The following is a 19,107-nucleotide window of genomic DNA, read 5'->3' as shown; positions in this document are numbered from 1 at the left end:
GGGGTTTCGAGACGCGCGCCTGCGGCGTGCTCCTCAACCCGCGGTAGCGGTCAGCAGTGGGCCCGGAAGAGCTTCATCTCCGTCGGGCCCACGTCGAGGATGTCGCCAGGGGCGTACTCCGTCGTGTCGGGTGTCACGGTCTCGTCCGCGCTGTCCCACAGCAAGGTGTAGCCTTCGACGCCCTCGTGTTCTGGCAGGGTGACCGGCACGACGGTCTCGAGGCCGTGCACGATCAGCAGGATCCTGTTGAGCTCCTCGAACTCCGGTGTCGAGGCGGCGAGGTACTGCAGCGTGCGGTTGTGGGGCGAGTCCCAGTCGTCGACGGCCATGGTGTTGCCGTCGGCGTCGTACCAGTCCATCTGACTCGCACTGGGCACGGTTTCGCCGAACCTGCCGAAGTGCACGGGGCGCAGCGCAGGGTTCTCCTTGCGCAGCCGGATCAGCTCGGCGGTGACGGCGGCGAGCTCGTGCTGGCGCGGTGACCAGTCCCACGAGAACCACGTGAGCTCGTCGTCGTGGCAGTAGGCGTTGTTGTTGCCGTTCTGCGTGCGGCCGTATTCGTCGCCGGCCGTGATCATCGGGATGCCCGCCGACAGCAAAAGCGTGCCCATCAGGTTGCGGATCGCCCTGCGGCGCTCGGCGAGGATGTCGTCGTCGGTGGTCGTCCCCTCCGCGCCGTGGTTGAACGAACGATTGTCATCCGTGCCGTCGCGGTTGTCCTCGCCGTTTCCGAGGTTGTGCTTGTGGTCGTACGAGACCAGGTCGGCGAGGGTGAAGCCGTCGTGCGCGGTGATGAAGTTGACCGACGCAAGAGGACCCCGCTCGGCGCTGAACAGATTGGATGACCCTGCCAGCCTTGTCGCCAGCGAGCCGATGCCGGCTGAGGGTGCACCGTGACGGCGAGCGTCCGCGATGTCGGTGAGCCAGAACGATCGCGCGCGGTTGCGGTACCTGTCGTTCCACTCTGACCAGCCGTCGGGAAAGTTGCCGGTCTGCCAACCGCCGAGGCCGACATCCCACGGCTCCGCGATGAGCTTGACATCCTGCAGCGTCGGATCAGCGGCGATGGTCGTGAGCAAGGAGTGCTCCGGGTCGAAGGCACCGGTCTCATCGCGCCCGAGCGTGGCCGCGAGATCGAACCTGAAGCCGTCGATCTGCACCTCGTTCGCCCAGTACCGCAGCGAGTCGAGCGCGAGGCGCTCGGCGATCGGGTTGCCGAAGTCGATCGTGTTGCCCACGCCGGTGGTGTCGATGTAGGAGCCGTCGGCGTTCTGCCGGTAATACGTGGAATTGTCGATGCCGCGCAGGCTCGTGGTCGGGCCGCCGAGCCCTTCCTCGGCGGTGTGGTTGTACACGACGTCGAGGATGACCTCGATACCGGCGGCGTGCAGCAGTCGGACCATGCCCTTGAACTCGCGCAGAACAGCTTCTGCTCCCGACACCTGCGCCTGGGTCGTCGCATATGGCGCGTGCGGCGTGAAGAAGTTCAGCGTGTTGTAGCCCCAGTAGTTCGAGAGGCCGAGCCTGGTCAGGCGCTGCTCGGTCACGAACGCGTGCACGGGCAACAGCTCGACGGCCGTGACGCCGAGGCGATGAAGGTGCTCGATGGTCGCCGGGTGCGCAAGGCCCGCGTACGTTCCGCGCAGCTCGGCGGGGACGCCCGGATTCAGAACCGTCAGCCCCTTCACGTGGGCCTCGTAGATCACGGTGTGGTCACGTGGAGTCCTCGGCTTCGACACCCCGGCCCAGTCGAAGGAGCCGTCGACGGCGACCGATCGCCACTCCCTCGAGCCCGAGCGCACCAGTCCACGCGAATACGGTTCGATCAGGGGTTTGCGCTCGTTGTAATGGAACTCTGGGCCACGCGGACCCGAACACTGGATGTTGTAGCGTGTCCCGGGCGTCAGATGCTCCGACTGGGCGGTCCACACGTCGTTCTCGCCACGGGTGAGCGGAACGCGCTCCGTGAGCCAGTGCAGGTCTTTGTCGTCGAAGACCAGCAGTTCGACGGTTGTGGCGTGCTTCGAGTAGACCCGGATCGTGCCGCCGTCCGGGCTCGACGTCACGCCGAGCTGCGACAGGGGATCCTCCGAAGGCATGCGTCTTACAGTAATTCGTATGCCGGTCTACCTTGACCACGCCGCCACCACACCCGTTCTGCCAGAAGCGATCGAGGCGTATGCGCGCGCCTTGGCGACGGTCGGGAATCCGTCGAGCATCCACACGGCCGGACAGACCGCGAAGCGAGTGCTCGAAGATGCCCGTGAACGTGTCGCGGGGACCCTCGGTTGTCAGGGGATCGAGCTCGTCTTCACCTCCGGTGGAACAGAGGCGATCAACCTCGCGATCAAGGGTCTCTACTGGGCGCGGCGGGCGAACGGTGCCACGCGCATCCTGGTGCCGGAGGGCGAGCACCACGCCACCGTCGACACGGTCGAATGGCTCGCCGCGTACGAGGGCGCGCAGGTCGAATGGCTGCCGCTGGATGACCGGGGATTCGTGCGGCTCGACGCGCTCGAGTCCGCGCTCGCGGTCGACCCGGCGGAGATCGCGCTGCTCACCTTCCTCTGGGCGAACAACGAGGTGGGCACGATTCAGCCGGTGGAGCGGATCGTTTCGCTTGCCGCGTCCGCTGGGGTTCCCGTGCACATCGACGCCGTATCGGCATATGGACACCTGCCCATCGACTTCGCCGGCATGCGGAGCCGAACGGGCTCGGTCGGTTCGGCCGGGCTCGTCGCGCTCAGCGTCTCGGCGCACAAGATCGGCGGGCCGATCGGGGCAGGGGGCCTCGTTCTGTCGCGGGATGCCACGATCGTGCCGCTCCTGCACGGCGGCGGCCAGCAGCGACAGGTGCGAAGCGGAACCCAGGACGTGGCAGCCGCGACGGCGTTCGCGGTTGCGGCAAGGGCGGCGGACGCCTCGCGGGAGCCGGAGTCCGCTCGGCTCGTCGCGCTGCGGGACCGGTTGATCGCCGGAGTGCGCTCAACGGTGCCCGATGCGGTGCTCAGCGGGCCGGAGCCGGGTGAAGTGATTCTCGGTGATCGGGAACGTGATGACGCTTCCGCTACAGATGCCCGGCTCGCGTCCAACGTGCACTTCACCTTTCCGGGATGTGAGGGTGACTCGCTGCTGTTCCTGCTCGATGCCGCGGGTGTCGAGGTGTCGACCGGCTCGGCGTGCCAGGCAGGCATCCCCGAGCCGTCGCACGTGCTCCGCGCCATGGGACGCAGCGAGGATGACGCACGCGGGGCGCTGCGGATCACACTGGGCCGCACCTCGACAGACGCCGACGTCGACGCCTTCCTCGCCGCGTTGCCCGCCGCCCACGCGCAGGCGTCCCGGGCGGGCATGGCCACCCGCGAGTCCGCCCTCGGCGCTCGCTGACGGGCTCCGCGGAGCGGCGCGTCCACCGTGGGTTGAGGAGCTCCGCGGAGCGGCGCGTCTCGAAACCCTCAAGCCTCGGCCGCCGTAGGGGTTTCGAGACGCGCGCCTGCGGCGAGCTCCTCAACCGGCGAGGGACGCTCGCCTGAACCGAGCTCCTCAACCGGTGAGGGACGCTCGCTTGCAGCGAGCTCCTCAACCGACGGGGTGCGATCCGACGTTCAGGGACCATTTCGTAGACTTGGAGCCATGCGTGTTCTGGCGGCGATGAGCGGGGGAGTGGACTCCGCGGTGGCGGCCGCGCGCGCAGTGGACGCCGGGCACGACGTCGTCGGGGTTCACCTGGCGCTCAGTCGCATGCCCGGAACGTTGCGCACCGGCAGCCGTGGCTGTTGCACCATCGAGGACTCGATGGATGCCCAGCGGGTCGCGAACATCATCGGCGTCCCCTACTACGTGTGGGACTTCTCCGAGCGCTTCAAGCTCGACGTCGTCGACGACTTCATCGCGGAATACTCCGCAGGTCGCACTCCCAACCCCTGCCTGCGTTGCAACGAGAAGATCAAGTTCGCCGCGCTTCTCGAGAAGGCGATGGCACTCGGCTTCGACGCGGTCTGCACCGGCCACTACGCGAGCATCCTGACGGATGCCGACGGCAACCGCGAGCTGCACCGCGCGGCCGCGTGGGCGAAGGATCAGTCGTACGTGCTCGGTGTACTCACGGCCGAGCAGCTCGCGCACGCCATGTTCCCGCTCGGGGCGACGCCCTCGAAGGCGGAGGTGCGCGCGGAGGCCGCGGAGCGCGGCTTCACGATCGCGCAGAAGCCGGACTCCCACGACATCTGCTTCATCCCCGACGGCGACACCCGCGGATGGCTCGCCGAGCACGTCGGCACGGCGCCCGGTGAGATCGTGGACCGCTCCGGTGCCGTCGTGGGCAGCCATCAGGGTGCGCATGCCTACACGGTCGGCCAGCGGCGTGGCCTGGGCATCACGGTTCCCGCACCGGACGGACGCCCTCGTTTCGTGCTCGATGTGAAGCCCGCCGAGAACACCGTCGTCGTCGGGCCCAAGGAGGCGCTCGACATCTCCGAGCTCGCCGGCCGGAGGATCACCTGGGCCGGGCAGCCGCCCCGCGATGCGGAGTCCCCGTTCGCCTGCGAGGTGCAGATCCGTGCGCACGCCGACCCGGTCGCCGCAACGGCGGTGATGGATGACGGTGAGCTGGTCATCCGCCCCGAGACCCCGTTGAGCGGTGTCGCCACCGGCCAGAGCGCCGTCGTCTACGTCGGCACCAGAGTGCTCGGCCAGTGCACCATCGATCGCACCGTGAGCGCGGTTCCGGCCGGCGCAGCCGGCTGACGGGATCGCGGTTACTCGGCGATCGGAGTCGGCAGCGCTTTGCCGAGCCCTGCGGCGAACGCCGTCAGCAGTCGGCGTCCCTCTTCCCATTCGCCGAGGCGGCTCGCCCGGTTGAGATGACCGTGGGGACCGACCCCGATCAGCGGCGAGCCCCAGAGAGTTCGCAACTCGCCGAGATGCTGTAGCGAGCAGTACGGATCGTCCTGCGATGCGACGATGACCGATGGGATAGCCAGCCGCCGGTGTGGTGCGCTGAACCCGACTGCGGCGTCGGGGAACGCCGGTCCGTTCTCGTCGGGCGGCGCCACCAGGAAGGCACCTGCCGCGCGGCCGCCCTCGACGATCCAGGATGCGGTGGCCAGACATCCGAGACTGTGGGCGACGAGCACGTCATCCGGTCCCGTCACCCGTCCGATGGCGGCGAGCCAATCCTCGGCTTCCGGCTCGGTGAACGATGCGGGTGCGATGCGCACAGCGGAGGGACCGAGCGACTCCTGCCAGAGCGATTGCCAGTGATCGTGCGGCGAGTCGTCGATGCCGGGAACGATGACGATACGCATGGCTCTCCTCGCGTTACGGATGCTTCGCAGACATTCTGGCGGAACATCGTGGCGCACCGAGTGCTCGACGTGCGCCGCGCGGATCACGCCGAAAGCCTCGGTTACGTCGGTGGTCGTCCCTAAAATCATCGTGTGACGGACCTGCCAGCAGACTTCGATTCCGCCCGCGCCGAATCTGAGGCGCTCCGCGATCGCATCGAGCGCAATCGCATCGCCTACTACGAAGGCGGGAGCCTGATCAGCGATGCGGAGTACGACACCGACATCCATCGCCTCGAGGCGATCGAGCGGGAGTTCCCCGAACTCGCCGGTCAGGACAGCCCGACGCAGACGGTCGGCGCCGAGCTCGCGTCGGCCGGCTTTCCTCCGCACGAGCACGCAGAGCGCATGCTCAGCCTCGACAACGTGTTCAGCGTCGACGAGCTCCGCGACTGGGCGGTGAAGACCGCGGATGCCGCCGGTCACTCCGTGCAGTGGCTCACCGAGGTGAAGATCGACGGGCTGGCCATCAGTCTGGCGTACCGCGATGGCGTGCTCGAGACCGCGACGACCCGCGGTGACGGTCGCGTCGGCGAGGACATCACGGAGAACGTCGACTGGATCCCGTGCATCCCGCAGCTGCTCACCGGTACGGGCTGGCCGGAGTTCTTCGAGGTGCGTGGCGAGGTGTTCCTCAAGACCGTCGACTTCGAGTTCCTCAACGAGCGACAGCATCAGCTGCAGGAGCGCTATGCCGCGGAGCAGCGCGCAAAGGGCAGGCCGGACGACGAGATCAAGACTCGCTTCCCCGAGTTCGCGAACGCCCGCAACACGGCGGCGGGCAGCTTGAGGCAGCGGCGCGAGAACAAGTCGCCGCAGGAGCTCGACCTCATGCGCGAGCGGCAGGGCAGGCTGTCGTTGTACCTGCACACCCTCGGTGCTTGGGCGAACCCGCCGGTGACGACGCAGTCCGAGAGCTACGAGCTGCTGCGCGGTTGGGGCCTGCCCGTCTCGCCGCACAACCGCGTGCTCGGCTCCATCGACGACGTCGCGGCGTACATCGCCGAGATGGGCGAGCGCAGGCACTCGCTCGAACACGAGATCGACGGCGTCGTCATCAAGGTGGACGACCTGGCGACGCACGATGAGCTCGGCTCGACGAGTCGAGCTCCGCGCTGGGCGATCGCCTACAAGTACCCACCGGAGGAGGTCTTCACGAGGCTGATCGACATCCTCGTCGGCATCGGACGCACCGGCCGTGCAACACCCTTTGCGGTGATGGAGCCGGTGAAGGTGGCGGGAAGCACGGTGCGGCAGGCAACGCTGCACAACCAGCAGGTCGTCAAGGCGAAGGGCGTGCTGATCGGCGACACGGTCGTGCTGCGCAAGGCGGGCGACGTCATCCCCGAGATCCTCGGTGCGGTCGAGGAGCGACGCGACGGCACGGAACGGGAGTGGCGCATGCCCGAGCGCTGCCCCGAGTGCAACACGCCCCTCGCTCCGGCGAAAGAGGGCGACATCGACCTGCGCTGCCCCAACTCCCGGTCGTGCCCTGCTCAGGTGCGGGGCCGCGTCGAGCACATCGCCGGTCGCGGATCGCTCGACATCGAAGCGCTCGGTGAAGTCGCCGCAGCAGCGCTCACCCAGCCGCTGCATCCGCCGACCCCGCCGCTTCCCACAGAAGCCGGGCTGTTCGACCTCACCCTTGAGCGCATCTTCGACATCGAGGTGATCGTGCGGGATCACGAGACCGGTCTGCCCAAGGCTGCGGATGACGGCGAGCCGGGGCGAGAGATCGTGACGCGCGACGGGGTGCCGATGCGGGTTCGCACCGACACGCCGTTCCGACGCCAGCGCAAGGTCAGCGGAAAAGATGCCGACCCGGCGTTCGACTCGAAGGCGTCGGCCTTCGCGGGAACTCCGACGCACGTGCCGTCGAAGCTCGCCCACGACATGCTCGCGAACATCGATGCCGCGAAGCAGAAGGAGCTGTGGCGCTTCCTGGTCGGGCTGAACATCAGACACGTCGGTCCCGTTGCCGCCAGGGCGCTCGCGTCGTGGTTCGGGTCGCTGGATGCCGTCCGTGCGGCCACCAGGGACGAGCTCGCCGCGGTCGACGGTGTCGGCGGCATCATCGCCGACGCGGTGCTCGACTGGTTCGACGTCGACTGGCATCGAGAGATCGTGGACTCCTGGCGGAACGCCGGCGTGCCGTTCGCCGTGCCGGGACATCCCGGGCCTGGCAAGGCGGGCGAAGAGACCGGACCGCTCGCCGGAATCACCGTCGTCGCCACCGGCTCGCTGGAGGGCTTCAGCAGGGAGGGCGCCGTCGAGGCGATCATCGCCGCGGGCGGCAAGTCCGCGTCGAGCGTGTCGAAGAAGACCGATTTTGTCGCGGCAGGACCGGGCGCAGGGTCGAAGCTCGCGAAGGCTGAGGAGCTGGGCATCCGCATCCTCGACTCCGCCGGGTTCAAGCTGCTGCTCGAGGGCGGCCCAGACGCGGTGCCTGCGGTGTCCGAGGTGCCCGCGGATGACTGACGACGGCAGTACATCGCGACGCTCGTTCCTGAAGAGAGCGGGGGTCACGGCGGCCGGTGTCGCCGCCGGGGGAGCGGTCGGTGCGGCCGTGGGTGCAGGGGTCGGTGTCGCCGCAGGCCAACACGCGGCGAACGCCGAGATCGAGAAGCAGTTCGGTCTGCTGCCCGTGCCCGAGAAGCCCGGTTTCGACCATCTCGTGGTCGTCATGTTCGAGAACCGGTCGTTCGACAACATCTTCGGCTTCCTCTACGCCGACGAAGAGCCACCGCACGGCCAGCACTTCGAAGGACTGGATCCCACGCGTCACAGCAATCGAGATCCGCTGACCGGGGCCGATATCCCGGCGCACGTGTACACCGGCACGACCGACTTCGTCATGAGTCAGCCCGACCCCGATCCGGGCGAGGAGTATCCGTTCGTCAACCATCAGGTCTTCGGAACTGTCGATCCTGCCGAGAACGCGAATCGGTTCGTGCAGCAGATGCAGCCCCCGTTCAATGCGCCGCCCGCCGGCGCGGAGGCGAACATGAGCGGCTTCCTCGCCAGCTACATCGACCATGTGCGCGTCGAGCGGCGCGGTGAGACTCCGCCGCTCACCGAGTACCGGCACATCATGGGCGGGTTCGACCCGGCCATGCTTCCGGTGTTCTCCACGTTGGCCCGCGAATTCGCGGTGTACGACAACTGGCATTGTGCTGTCCCATCGCAGACGTTCTGCAACCGCTCGTTCTTCCACGCGGCCACGTCGCACGGCTTCGTCACCAACAGCGGGGGCGCAGGCTTCCGCAAGTGGTTCGAGGTCGACGACGACGCGCAGACGATCTTCAACCGCCTCGAGGAGTCCGGGGAGAGCTGGGCCGTCTACTTCGACGACCATCAGTTCGTCTCGATGACCGGGTTCATCCACGCAGCCGTACTGCAGCCGTTCTGGAAGACCGAGCACTTCCGAACCATGAGTCAGTTCCGGGACGACGTCGAGAAGGGCCACCTGCCTGCGTACTCGTTCATCGAGCCGCGCATGATCTACGACCACAACGACATGCATCCACCTGCCGGTCCCCGGACCAGGATCGATATCGACGGTTCGGTCATCGAGGGCGGCACGATCTCCGACGTGCGCGCTGGCGAGGCTCTGCTCCACAGCATCTACAGCTCGATCAAGAACAGTGCTTCGCTGACCGGATCGAACGCGATGAACACGATGCTCCTCGTCACCTTCGACGAGCACGGCGGCCTCTACGACCACGTTCCGCCGCCCGCGGCGGTGCCGCCATCCGGGCATCTGGGTGAGACCGAGATGGGGTTCCGATTCGATCGCCTCGGCGTACGTGTGCCGGCGATCGCGATCTCGGCGTGGACGGCCAAGGGACACGTGATCAACGAGACGATGCACCATTCCAGCGTGACGGCAACGCTGGAGAAGAAGTACGGGCTGCCACCGCTCACCGACAGGGACAAGACGGCTCCCACTATCGACAACGCCGTCACGCTCTCGACACCGAGGCAGCCCGTGAGCTGGCCGCAGACCCACCCGCAGTGGGTGCCGCCGAACCCCGAGGCATCCGCTCCGGTCGCCGACGGAGACGACGACCGTCCGCTGGCGTCACCGGGTGTCGGCCTGCTCGGCATGCTGATCGCCTACTACGGCGGAGACGAGTCGCAGGTGCCTCGCACCTATCGCGAGGCCTACGAACTGGTCACGGTGAAGGGTCAGGGCATCTTCGGCACCTGACGATCAGACCAGCACGCTCGCGCCGAATAGACTCGAAGGCATCCCGCGAACCCACGAACACCGTGGCTCACGAACACCGTGCCACGAGCGCGGTGCCCGACCTACACCATGGAGACGCATGCCCGACATCAGCGCCGACCAGGTACGGCATCTCGCCGACCTGGCCCGCATCGACCTGAGCGACGCCGAGCTCACGAGCCTGACGGCCGAGCTCGCGCAGATCGTGGAATCCGTGGCGAAGGTGAGTGAGGTGGCGACGCCCGACGTTCCGGCGACGAGCCATCCCATTCCGATGACCAATGTGTTCCGCGAGGACGTCGAGGTTCCCGGTCTCACTGTTGAGCAGGCACTCTCCGGTGCTCCCGACCGCGAGGGCGACTTCTTCCGCGTGCCGCCGATCCTGGGGGAGGAGGCCTGATGAGCGACCTGACCCGTCTCACCGCCTCCGCTCTCGCCGAGAAGCTCGCCTCCGGCGAGGTGTCGAGCGTTCAGGCCACGCAGGCTCACCTCGACCGCATCGCAGCGGTCGATGGCGACGTGCACGCCTTCCTGCACGTGGCCTCCGATGACGCACTGAAGACGGCGGCCGTCGTCGACGGACGCCGTGCAGCAGGCGAGAAGCTCGGACCGCTCGCGGGCGTTCCGATCGCCATCAAGGACGTGCTCTGCACGTACGACATGCCCTCCACGGCCGGGTCGAAGATCCTCGAGGGATGGGTGCCGCCGTACGACGCCACCGTCGTGCGCAAGCTGCGCGAGGCGGACCTCGTGCCGCTCGGCAAGACCAACATGGACGAGTTCGCGATGGGCTCGTCGACCGAGCACTCCGCGTACGGGCCGACCCACAACCCGTGGGATCTCGACCGCATTCCGGGCGGCTCCGGTGGTGGCTCTGCTGCCGCCGTCGCGGCGTTCGAGGCGCCGCTCGCACTCGGCAGCGACACGGGCGGCTCGATCCGCCAGCCCGCCGCGGTCACCGGCTCCGTTGGCGTCAAACCCACCTACGGCGGAGTGAGCCGCTACGGCGCCATCGCGCTGGCCAGCTCGCTCGACCAGGTCGGGCCCGTGACGCGCAGCGTGCTCGACGCGGCTCTTCTTCACGACGTGATCGCCGGGCACGATCGGTTCGACTCCACGTCGCTGACCCAGCAGTGGCCCTCGATGGCGGATGCCGCCCGGGCCGGTGTGAAGGACGACGCTCTCAAGGGCGTGCGCGTCGGCGTCGTCAAGGAGATCTCCGGCAGCGGAGAGGGCTTCCAGGCCGGCGTGAAGCAGCGCTTCGATGAGACCGTTCAGTTGCTCACCGCGGCAGGTGCAGAGGTCATCGAGGTGTCGGCCCCCAGCTTCGAGTACGCCGTCTCGGCCTACTACCTGATCCTTCCCGCCGAGGCGTCGAGCAACCTCGCTCGCTTCGACTCGGTGCGCTTCGGGCTCCGCGTGAGCCCGGAGAGCGGCCCCGTGACCAGTGAGCGCGTGATGTCGGCGACGCGAGACGCCGGATTCGGTGCTGAGGTGAAGCGGCGCATCATCCTTGGCACGTACGCTCTGAGTGCCGGCTACTACGACGCCTACTACGGCAGCGCGCAGAAGGTGCGCACGCTCATCCAGCGCGACTTCTCGGCCGCGTTCGAGAAGGCCGACGTGCTGATCAGCCCCGCGGCACCGACGACGGCGTTCCGTCTCGGAGAGAAGATCGACGACCCGCTGGCGATGTACCTGAACGACGTCACGACCATTCCGGCGAACCTCGCTGGCGTTCCTGGGCTGGCCTTGCCCGTCGGGCTCGCGCCGGAAGACGGACTGCCGGTCGGACTGCAGATCATGGCGCCTGCCAGGCAGGATGCCCGGCTGTACACGATCGGTGCGGCACTCGAGCGGCTGCTCGAAGCCGGGTGGGGTCATCCGCTCAGCTCGCAGGCACCCGAGTTGGCAGAGGCGACGTTCGCGAGCGAGGAGGGTGCTGTCTGATGGCGAAAGACGCACTGATGGATTACGACAAGGCTCTCGAGCTGTTCGAGCCGGTACTCGGCTTCGAGGTGCACGTCGAGCTGAACACCACGACGAAGATGTTCTGCGGCTGCGCGAACGAGTTCGGCTCGGGCGCGAACACGAACACCTGCCCGACCTGCCTGGGCCTTCCCGGCGGACTCCCGCAGGTGAACCACAAGGCCGTCGAGTCGAGCATCAGGCTCGGCCTCGCGCTCGGGTGCGGCATCGCCGAGAGCTCGCGCTTCGCACGCAAGAACTACTTCTATCCCGACACGTCGAAGAACTTCCAGACGTCGCAGTACGACGAGCCGATCGCCCACGACGGCCAGGTCACGGTCGAGCTGGAGAGCGGACGCCAGGTGACCGTGCTCATCGAGCGCGCCCACATGGAAGAGGATGCCGGCAAGCTGACGCACGCTGGGACCTCCGGTCGCATCCAGGGCGCCGATTACTCCCTGGTCGACTACAACCGTGGCGGCGTGCCGCTCGTCGAGATCGTCACGCGCATGATCGAGGGCGCCGAGAGCGATGCGCCGGAGGTCGGTCGGGCCTACGTCGCGTACATCAGGGAGCTGGTGAAGGCGCTCGGCGTCTCGAACGCGCGCATGGAAGAGGGCAACGTGCGGTGCGACGCGAACGTGTCGCTGCGTCCGCGCGGCTCGAATGTTCTCGGCACCCGCACCGAGACGAAGAACGTCAATTCGCTGCGCTCGGTGGAGCGCGCTGTGCGGTACGAGATCCAGCGGCAGGCGGCCATCCTGAACGGTGGCGGCACGATCACGCAGGAGACCAGGCACTGGCACGAGGACACCGGCACCACGTCGGCAGGCCGCCCCAAGAGCGACGCCGACGATTACCGGTACTTCCCCGAGCCGGACCTGGTGCCCGTGGCGCCGAGCCGCGAGTGGGTCGAGGAGCTGCGGGGCACGCTGCCGGAGCCGCCGGCCGAGCGCCGCGCCCGTCTGCGTGAAGCGTGGGGCTTCACTGCGCTTGAACTGCAGGATGTGGTGAACGCCGACCTTCTCGACGCGGTCGAGGCGACAGTCGCGGAGGGTGCGTCGCCGGCATCCGCTCGCAAGTGGTGGACCGGCGAGATCGCCCGCGTCGCGAACGCACGTGGCGTTGCGGCGACCACTCTGGTCTCACCGCTGCACGTGTCGGAACTCGTCGCGCTCGTGGAGAGCGGCGACCTCACCGACCGGCTCGCGCGGCAGGTTCTCGAGGGAGTGATCGACGGCGAAGGCTCGCCGTCCGAGGTCGTCGAGGCCCGCGGGCTGAAGGTCGTCTCCGACGACGGTGCGCTGATCGCAGCCATCGACGAGGCGCTCGCGGCCCAGCCCGACGTGCTGGCGAAGATCCGCGACGGCAAGGTGCAGGCGGCGGGCGCCGTGATCGGTGCCGTCATGAAGGCCATGAAGGGCCAGGCGGATGCCGCACGCGTGCGTGAACTCGTGTTGGAGCGTGCCGCGACCGCCGGTTGAGACCCGCCACCGCTGATTGAGGAGCACCTGGGTAGCGGGCGAGTCTCGAAGCCTCGAACTTGTCCGCAAAATCCGATGTGCAAAATGTCGGATCAGGAAGCAACGGCGCGACGTGTCAGTGAGTGAACGACGAAAGGAACGCTCATGCGATACATGTTGTTGATCTGCACCGACCCGACCGGCGAGCCGGAGGAGTCCGCCGACGTGCCCATCGACCAGTGGGTGAGCGAGCTCGAGGCCTCCGGGGAGCGCACCGACGGAGAGCGGCTGCCCGCCGAGACCGCCAAGGTGGTCCGCAGGCGAGGCGACCGACTGATCATCACCGACGGCCCGTTCGCGGAGTCGAAGGAGCAGATCGCCGGGTTCGATCTGATCGAGGCGGAGTCGCTCGAGCGTGCGCTGGAGATCGCGGCTCGTCATCCGATGGCTCGCGGTGGCCTCGTCGAGGTGCGCCAGTTCTATCAGGAGTAACCCTTCGGGGTGCTTTCCCCCTTTCACCACCGTTGGATTTCGGAGATCTGCGGCGACACGCCGCGGCCCGCCTGCGCCGCGCCGCACGCGTCGGCAGATCTCCGAAATCCGGCCAGGCGGAGGTGTCCGTAGGTGGTTGAATGTGGGGATGCGAGCAGACGGCTTCGACGCCCATCCCACGGGTGAAGCTGAACTCGATCCGGAACTGATGTCGTGTCTGCGCGATGATCTGCTCGCAGCGCACTTCACCGTCGCTCGGCTCGAGTCGCTCTGGGGCGAAGAGGCGGCGGCCGCCTTGTACCGCGGTCAGCGCGCAGCGGCGAGACGAGCCGCGGCTCATGGCGTCGAGCAGGGCGATCCCGTCGCGGTGCTCGGTGTGGCGTTCGTGCTCGGCCTACCGGTGCCGTCTCGGGCCATGGCATCCGCTCTGCCGGGGCTCGGACTCGACGGCGCCGTGCGTCTCGGGCTGATCGGATCCGTCCCGGGTTCCGACGACGCAGCATCTCTCCCCGACGACGTGATCGCGCTCGTCGATCTGCGCCCCTACGCCTTCGCGGACGACCTCGGCGCAGGAGAGTGGTGGATCGCCTCCGACCTCGGCGAGCTGGCGGTGGGCCGCGCTCTCCGCGAAGATCACGTGCTCGGCGTCGGCGGAGCGTCCAACACGCTGAGCGCCATCATGATCCGTGACCACGTGGGCACTGCACTCGATCTCGGCACGGGGTGCGGCATCCAGGCGCTTCACGCCTCCCGCTACGCCGACCGCGTCGTCGCCACCGACATCTCCGCCCGCGCACTCGGCTTCGCGGAGTTCAACGCGCGCCTGAACGGCGTGCACAACGTCGAGTTCCGCCTTGGCGACATGTTCGAGCCTGTCGGGCAGGACCGGTTCGATCGCATCGTCTCCAACCCGCCGTTCGTCATCACGCCCCGAGTGGCAGGCGTACCCGAGTACGAGTACCGCGACGGCGGGCTCACCGGAGACGCGATCGTCCGAAATGTGGTGCACGGCGTGCGCGAGCACCTGAACCCTGGCGGGATCGCCCAATTCCTGGGCAACTGGGAGTACCACGGCGACGTCGAGGCGTTCGATCGGGTGCGGGAGTGGCTCGGCGACGCCGGCGTTCCAGGCGCGCTCGACGCGTGGGTCGTCGAGCGAGAGCTGCAGGATGCTCCGCAGTACGCCGAGACGTGGATCCGCGACGGCGGCACGCGGCAGGGAACTCCCGAGTTCGAGCGGCTCACGGATGCCTGGCTCGATGACTTCACGACGCGTGACGTGCGCTACGTGGGCTTCGGGTACGTGACGCTTCGACGGCCGGCGGAATCGCCCGTCACGCTGCGCCGGTTCGAGTCCGTCGAGTCAACGGGGGCGCCGGAGGGCGGGCTCGGTCCGCATCTGGCCCGCGGGCTGCGTGCAGGCAGATGGCTGGCCTCGATGGATGACGCCGCCCTGCAGCTCTCGACGCTGGTCGTCTCCGGTGACGTGACGGAAGAGCGCCACTACTGGCCCGGCGCTGAGGATCCGACGGTGATCGCGCTCGCCCAGGGTGGAGGGTTCGGTCGCACGATCTCCGTCGACACCGGCCTTGCGGCCTTCGTCGGCGCTTGCGACGGCGATCTCGCGGTCGGCGTGATCGTGGGCGCTCTCGCCGACCTCCTCGGAGTGGGCGCGGCCGAGCTCGCAGCCGACCTGCTCCCGCGTGTGCGGGAGCTCGTCTTCATCGGCATGCTCGAACCTCAAGGACTCGACGCCGACGCGTGACGGTGGGCGTCGCGCGGTCTTCTTAGACTGGACTCATGGCCGATTCAGCACCCGTATCGCAGCGCTCGCGCTCGTCTCGCTCCACCGGCGCCGTCGTGCTCGCGGCGGTGCTCGACGTCGTGCTGGTGCTCGCGTTCGTGCTGATCGGCCGGGGCAGCCACGGAGAGAACGTGATCGGCGGCGCGCTCGTGACCTTCTGGCCGTTCGCGGTCGGACTCGTGGTCGGATGGCTCATCAGCCTCGCCTGGCGACGGCCGACCGCACTGTGGCCCACTGGTGTCGTCGTATGGGCGTCAACGCTCGTGATCGGCATGCTGCTGCGGGTCGTGAGCGGCCAGGGCATCGCCGTCTCGTTCGTCATCGTCGCCGCCATCGTGCTCGCTGTTTTCCTGATCGGATGGCGCGCCGTCGCGCTGCTCGTGACGACCCTTCGCCGCCGACGTACCGCGGGTGCCGTTCCCGCCGACGGCGCGAGCCGCTGACAGGCGATCCGGCGCGGAACGGATGACGGGGATGTCGCGGCTGACCGAGCCGCTTCGGGCCAGGCTGCAGGAGACGCTCAGCGGGCAGCAGACCGGCGTTCCAGGGTGGATCGACGAGTTCGAACACGGCGTCGATGCGGGATTCTTCGGTCCGGGCTCAGCCGTGTGGGCGGTGAACGGCGGCATGTCGACGTTGGTGGCGGGGGTGCGTGCTCTGCTGATGCAGGCTCTTCATCCCGGTGCTCTCGCCGGAGTCTACGACTGGTCTCGTTTCAGGGACGACCCGCTCGGTCGCCTGAACGGCACGATCCGCTGGATCTTCACGGTCAGCTACGGCGACACCGACCAGGCCGTCGCCGGATCGGAGTGGGTGAAACGCCTTCACGAACGCGTCGTCGGCGACTATGTCGACGGGCACGGGCGTGCCGCGCGGTATTCGGCCAACGATCCGGACCTGGCCAGGTGGGTGCACCTCGCATTCACCGACGCCTTCCTGTCGACGTACGAGATCTGGGGAGGGGACGTGCCGGGCGGGTCTGACGCCTACGTCGCCGAATGGGCGATCGCCGGCGACCTGATGGGGGTGCTCGACCCGCCGCGCACCAGGGCAGAGCTCAAGGCGGCGCTGCACGGGTATGCAGACGCCGGCGAGCTGCGCTGCGACGATCGCACGCGCGAAGTCGTGCGCTTCGTGCGGCACGCCCCGCTGCGCCGCACGCTCCGGCCCTCGTACGCGGTGCTCTTCGGTGGTGCCGTCGCATCGCTCGAGCCGACGTTCCGCGACCTCCTCGGGCTGAAAGCTCCGCACTTCGGTCCCGTTCCTCTGCCCGCCGTCTCCGCCGCGGGTCTGGTGCTGCGCGGCGCCGGAGCCCTGCTGGGCGATCAGACGGCGGGGGAACGTGCCGCGCGGGTGAGACTGGCCGCTCTCGCCGCCGGTTGACCGTGGGCTCAGAACGTGAGACCCGCCACGAGGTTGACGACCGACGCGAGCACGACGGTTCCGAACACGTACGAGAGCAGGGTGTGCCGGAGGATGACGCCGCGCAGCTCCGTCGTGCTGATGCTCGTGTCCGACACCTGGAACGTCATCCCCAGGTCGAAGGACAGATAGGCGAAGTCCATGAACCGCGGGTCGTCGTCGGTGTTGAAGTCGATGCCCCCGACCGGGTCCGCATAGTAAATGCGTGCATAGCGAAAGGTGTACAGCGTGTGGAGCAGCGCCCACGACAGTGCGACGCTGAGTACCGCAGCGAAGGCGCCGACCGCCTGTTCGACCCCGTGCGCCTGCCGGGTGTGGACGAGCAGAACGGCGACCGCGCCGAGGCTCGCCACCGCGACCGCCACGATGAGCACCTCCCGCACGCCGCGTCCGGGATCCTCTCGGGTGGAGTGCGTTCGAGTCATCTCCGCGTCGAACCTGCCGATCACGAGCGCCCACACCCAGATCACGTAGGTGGCGCATGCGGCCGCCCAGCCGCCGACCGGGGCGTACCACCACGAGCCGGCGAATCCGGTGATCAGGCAGACGCCCAGACCGATGGCGAACATCAGGATGAATCGCAGGCGAGGACGATTGCCCGTGGCCTCGCGCGGCATGACGGTCACGCCGTGGCCTCGCCCTCCGCGAGCGCCGTCAGCTGCTCGACGACCTGTCGCCGCAGCACCTTTCCGACGATCGACCGGGGAAGGTCCTCGACCTCGAAGACCCGCCGCGGCACCTTGTACGGGGTCATGGTCGAGCGCGCGAACGCCCTGATCGCTTTCTCGTCGAACGGGATGCCCGGCTTCATGATGACTGCGGCGACGACATCCTCTCCGCCCCGCTCGCCGGGAAGTCCGACGACCGAGACGTCGGCGACGCCCTCGTAGGCACGCAGCTCGTCCTCCACCTCGGTGGGCGAGACGTTGAAGCCGCCCGTGATGATCAGCTCCTTGATGCGATCGACGATGCGCACGAATCCCTGCTCATCCATCGTCACGATGTCGCCGGTGTGCAGCCATCCGTCGGGGTCGAGCACCTTCGCCGTCTCCTCGGGCCGACGCCAGTACCCGCGGAACACCTGGGGGCCGCGTGCCTGCAGCTCGCCCCGATCGCCGAATCCGACGACGCGGTCGTCGTCAGGGTCGACGACACGCAGCTCCGTGCTGGGCAACGGAAGGCCGACGGTTCCCGCCTTGCGCGTCGAGCCGACCGGGTTCGCCATCAGCACGGGGGAAGCCTCGCTGAGCCCATAGCCCTCGACGAGGTATCCGCCGGTCTGCGTCTCCCACAGGTCGACGATGGTCTGTGGCAGGCTCATCGCGCCTGAGATGGCGATCTCGATGCCCGAGAGGGAGATCTCCCGCTTCTTTGCGGCCGTGACCAGGCGTTCGTAGATCGGCGGCACGGCGGGCAGGAAGGTCGGTGGTCGCTTCTTCACGACGTCGAGAACCGCGTTCGGGTCGAAGTTCGGGAAGAGCACCAACCGAGCACCCATGCTCATCGCGAAGGTGAGGCACAGCGTGAGCCCGTACGCGTGGAACAGGGGAAGCACCGCGTACACGACAGAGGTGCCCCGCGGCACGCTCGGCACCCATGCGCGCGCCTGCGCCGCGTTCGCCACCAGATTGCGGTGGCTGAGCATGACGCCCTTCGGCAGCCCTGTGGTGCCGCTTGTGTACTGGATGAGCGCGAGATCGTCCAGCTCGGGGCGGGGAACGGATGCCCCGATCGGCTCCGACTTCGTAAGGGTCGCCCAGCTCACTGCTCCCGTGGTCTTCGCCTGCAGCTGCGAGCGCGCGGCGCGGGACTTGGCGATCGGCAGACGCAGGGCGAACCGCAGTCGCGCAGGCATGGCATCCACCAGGTCGACGGCCACGATGCGCTCGAGGCCGATGTCGGCTGGCATGTCCTGCAGGGTTGCGACCACCTTGGTCCAGGCGATCGCGATGGTCGCGCCGTGGTCCTCGAACTGGTGGCGCATCTCGCGCGGCGTGTACAGCGGGTTGTGCTCGACGATGACGGCGCCGAGCCGCAGCACGGCGTAGAAGGCGATGACGTGCTGCGGGCAGTTCGGAAGCACCAGCGCGACACGATCGCCTGCCCGCACGCCCAGCGCGGCAAGCCCGCCGGCGACACGGTCGATCGCGTCGCCGAGCTCGCGATAGCTCGTCGTGGCACCGAAGAACTCCAGGGCGACGTGACTGCCGTACGTGGCGACGGACTCTTCGATCAGGTGGGGCAACGATCCGCTCGGCGGATCGATGTCCGCCGGAACACCCTCGGCATAGCTCGACAACCACGGCCGTTCGGCGCTGCTCATGTCTCCCAGCGTATGCTCACGGCACAGGCGCGCCCGGCATCGCCGCGGACCGTCGTGCGGCG

At 68.2% G+C, this 19,107-nt stretch carries 15 protein-coding genes; 11 read left to right on the top strand and 4 right to left on the bottom strand.

Annotated features, from left to right (window positions below; genetic code table 11):
• Positions 1–50: 50 nt before the first annotated feature.
• A complete protein-coding gene (glgX, locus tag ACYVDN_RS05810) occupies positions 51–2,099 on the bottom strand; it encodes a glycogen debranching protein (RefSeq protein ID WP_460569333.1) in 2,049 nt (682 codons plus the stop codon).
• A gap of 19 nt (positions 2,100–2,118) precedes the next feature.
• Here glgX and ACYVDN_RS05805 point away from each other — a divergent pair, with 19 nt between their 5' ends.
• Both ACYVDN_RS05805 and mnmA read left to right on the top strand, forming a co-directional pair.
• A complete protein-coding gene (locus tag ACYVDN_RS05805; RefSeq protein ID WP_460569331.1) occupies positions 2,119–3,387 on the top strand; it encodes a cysteine desulfurase family protein in 1,269 nt (422 codons plus the stop codon).
• A 246-nt stretch (positions 3,388–3,633) separates the two neighbouring features.
• Complete coding sequence (gene mnmA, locus ACYVDN_RS05800) at positions 3,634–4,746, top strand: tRNA 2-thiouridine(34) synthase MnmA (protein ID WP_460569329.1); 1,113 nt, start codon at positions 3,634–3,636, stop codon at positions 4,744–4,746.
• 11 nt (positions 4,747–4,757) lie between these two features.
• On the opposite strand, the gene ACYVDN_RS05795 is transcribed toward mnmA, so the two are convergent.
• Complete coding sequence (locus ACYVDN_RS05795; RefSeq protein ID WP_460569327.1) at positions 4,758–5,306, bottom strand: RBBP9/YdeN family alpha/beta hydrolase; 549 nt, start codon at positions 5,304–5,306, stop codon at positions 4,758–4,760.
• 132 nt (positions 5,307–5,438) lie between these two features.
• Between ACYVDN_RS05795 and ligA the strand changes: the two genes are divergently transcribed.
• The 9 genes from ligA to ACYVDN_RS05750 all read left to right on the top strand — a co-directional run bounded on the left by ligA (position 5,439) and on the right by ACYVDN_RS05750 (position 16,683).
• Positions 5,439–7,823 (top strand): NAD-dependent DNA ligase LigA, encoded by a 2,385-nt coding sequence (ligA, locus tag ACYVDN_RS05790; RefSeq protein WP_460569325.1) that lies wholly within the window; start codon positions 5,439–5,441, stop codon positions 7,821–7,823.
• The gene (locus ACYVDN_RS05785; RefSeq protein WP_460569323.1) at positions 7,816–9,555 is read left to right on the top strand and encodes an alkaline phosphatase family protein; all 1,740 of its coding nucleotides are present in this window, start codon (positions 7,816–7,818) and stop codon (positions 9,553–9,555) included. The genes ligA and ACYVDN_RS05785 overlap by 8 nt, the downstream gene beginning before the upstream one ends.
• Before the next feature lie 118 nt (positions 9,556–9,673).
• Entirely contained in the window at positions 9,674–9,973 is a 300-nt protein-coding gene (gene gatC / locus ACYVDN_RS05780) for an Asp-tRNA(Asn)/Glu-tRNA(Gln) amidotransferase subunit GatC (protein WP_460569321.1), read from the top strand.
• The gene (gene gatA / locus ACYVDN_RS05775) at positions 9,973–11,523 is read left to right on the top strand and encodes an amidase (protein ID WP_460569319.1); all 1,551 of its coding nucleotides are present in this window, start codon (positions 9,973–9,975) and stop codon (positions 11,521–11,523) included. Before gatC ends, gatA begins: the two co-directional genes overlap by 1 nt.
• Positions 11,523–13,025: an Asp-tRNA(Asn)/Glu-tRNA(Gln) amidotransferase subunit GatB gene (gene gatB, locus ACYVDN_RS05770; protein WP_460569317.1), complete on the top strand. Its 1,503-nt coding sequence runs from the start codon at positions 11,523–11,525 to the stop codon at positions 13,023–13,025. Before gatA ends, gatB begins: the two co-directional genes overlap by 1 nt.
• 144 nt (positions 13,026–13,169) lie before the next feature.
• The gene (locus ACYVDN_RS05765) at positions 13,170–13,496 is read left to right on the top strand and encodes a YciI family protein (protein ID WP_460569315.1); all 327 of its coding nucleotides are present in this window, start codon (positions 13,170–13,172) and stop codon (positions 13,494–13,496) included.
• A 148-nt stretch (positions 13,497–13,644) separates the two neighbouring features.
• Entirely contained in the window at positions 13,645–15,261 is a 1,617-nt protein-coding gene (locus ACYVDN_RS05760) for a DUF7059 domain-containing protein (RefSeq protein WP_460569313.1), read from the top strand.
• Between the two features lie 35 nt (positions 15,262–15,296).
• Positions 15,297–15,743, top strand: coding sequence for a DUF3054 domain-containing protein (locus ACYVDN_RS05755; protein WP_460569311.1), 447 nt, complete (start codon positions 15,297–15,299; stop codon positions 15,741–15,743).
• A 31-nt stretch (positions 15,744–15,774) separates the two neighbouring features.
• Positions 15,775–16,683, top strand: coding sequence for an oxygenase MpaB family protein (locus tag ACYVDN_RS05750; RefSeq protein ID WP_460569309.1), 909 nt, complete (start codon positions 15,775–15,777; stop codon positions 16,681–16,683).
• Between the two features lie 8 nt (positions 16,684–16,691).
• Here the strand turns inward: ACYVDN_RS05750 and ACYVDN_RS05745 are convergent, their stop codons facing one another.
• Together ACYVDN_RS05745 and ACYVDN_RS05740 are read right to left on the bottom strand one after the other, a co-directional pair.
• Positions 16,692–17,339, bottom strand: a complete 648-nt coding sequence (locus ACYVDN_RS05745) for a DUF1345 domain-containing protein (protein WP_460572258.1) — start codon at positions 17,337–17,339, stop codon at positions 16,692–16,694.
• Positions 17,340–17,344: 5 nt separating this feature from the next.
• Positions 17,345–19,045 carry an acyl-CoA synthetase family protein gene (locus ACYVDN_RS05740; RefSeq protein ID WP_460569307.1) on the bottom strand — a complete coding sequence of 567 codons (1,701 nt, stop codon included), beginning with the start codon at positions 19,043–19,045 and terminating at the stop codon, positions 17,345–17,347.
• Between the last annotated feature and the right edge of the window lie 62 nt (positions 19,046–19,107).

This window comes from Humibacter soli (genome assembly GCF_054779035.1).
The sequence above is the reverse complement of the archived record's forward strand: the minus strand, read 5'-3'. Positions and strand labels throughout refer to the sequence as shown.

Bases quoted from the DNA above. Each gene is read 5' to 3' on its own strand.
- glgX (WP_460569333.1), bottom strand. From the start codon at position 2,099: ATGCCTTCGGAGGATCCCCTGTCGCAGCTCGGCGTGACGTCGAGCCCG.
- ACYVDN_RS05805 (WP_460569331.1), top strand. From the start codon at position 2,119: ATGCCGGTCTACCTTGACCACGCCGCCACCACACCCGTTCTGCCAGAA.
- mnmA (WP_460569329.1), top strand. From the start codon at position 3,634: ATGCGTGTTCTGGCGGCGATGAGCGGGGGAGTGGACTCCGCGGTGGCG.
- ACYVDN_RS05795 (WP_460569327.1), bottom strand. From the start codon at position 5,306: ATGCGTATCGTCATCGTTCCCGGCATCGACGACTCGCCGCACGATCAC.
- ACYVDN_RS05785 (WP_460569323.1), top strand. From the start codon at position 7,816: ATGACTGACGACGGCAGTACATCGCGACGCTCGTTCCTGAAGAGAGCG.
- gatC (WP_460569321.1), top strand. From the start codon at position 9,674: ATGCCCGACATCAGCGCCGACCAGGTACGGCATCTCGCCGACCTGGCC.
- gatA (WP_460569319.1), top strand. From the start codon at position 9,973: ATGAGCGACCTGACCCGTCTCACCGCCTCCGCTCTCGCCGAGAAGCTC.
- gatB (WP_460569317.1), top strand. From the start codon at position 11,523: ATGGCGAAAGACGCACTGATGGATTACGACAAGGCTCTCGAGCTGTTC.
- ACYVDN_RS05765 (WP_460569315.1), top strand. From the start codon at position 13,170: ATGCGATACATGTTGTTGATCTGCACCGACCCGACCGGCGAGCCGGAG.
- ACYVDN_RS05760 (WP_460569313.1), top strand. From the start codon at position 13,645: ATGCGAGCAGACGGCTTCGACGCCCATCCCACGGGTGAAGCTGAACTC.
- ACYVDN_RS05755 (WP_460569311.1), top strand. From the start codon at position 15,297: ATGGCCGATTCAGCACCCGTATCGCAGCGCTCGCGCTCGTCTCGCTCC.
- ACYVDN_RS05750 (WP_460569309.1), top strand. From the start codon at position 15,775: ATGTCGCGGCTGACCGAGCCGCTTCGGGCCAGGCTGCAGGAGACGCTC.
- ACYVDN_RS05745 (WP_460572258.1), bottom strand. From the start codon at position 17,339: ATGCCGCGCGAGGCCACGGGCAATCGTCCTCGCCTGCGATTCATCCTG.
- ACYVDN_RS05740 (WP_460569307.1), bottom strand. From the start codon at position 19,045: ATGAGCAGCGCCGAACGGCCGTGGTTGTCGAGCTATGCCGAGGGTGTT.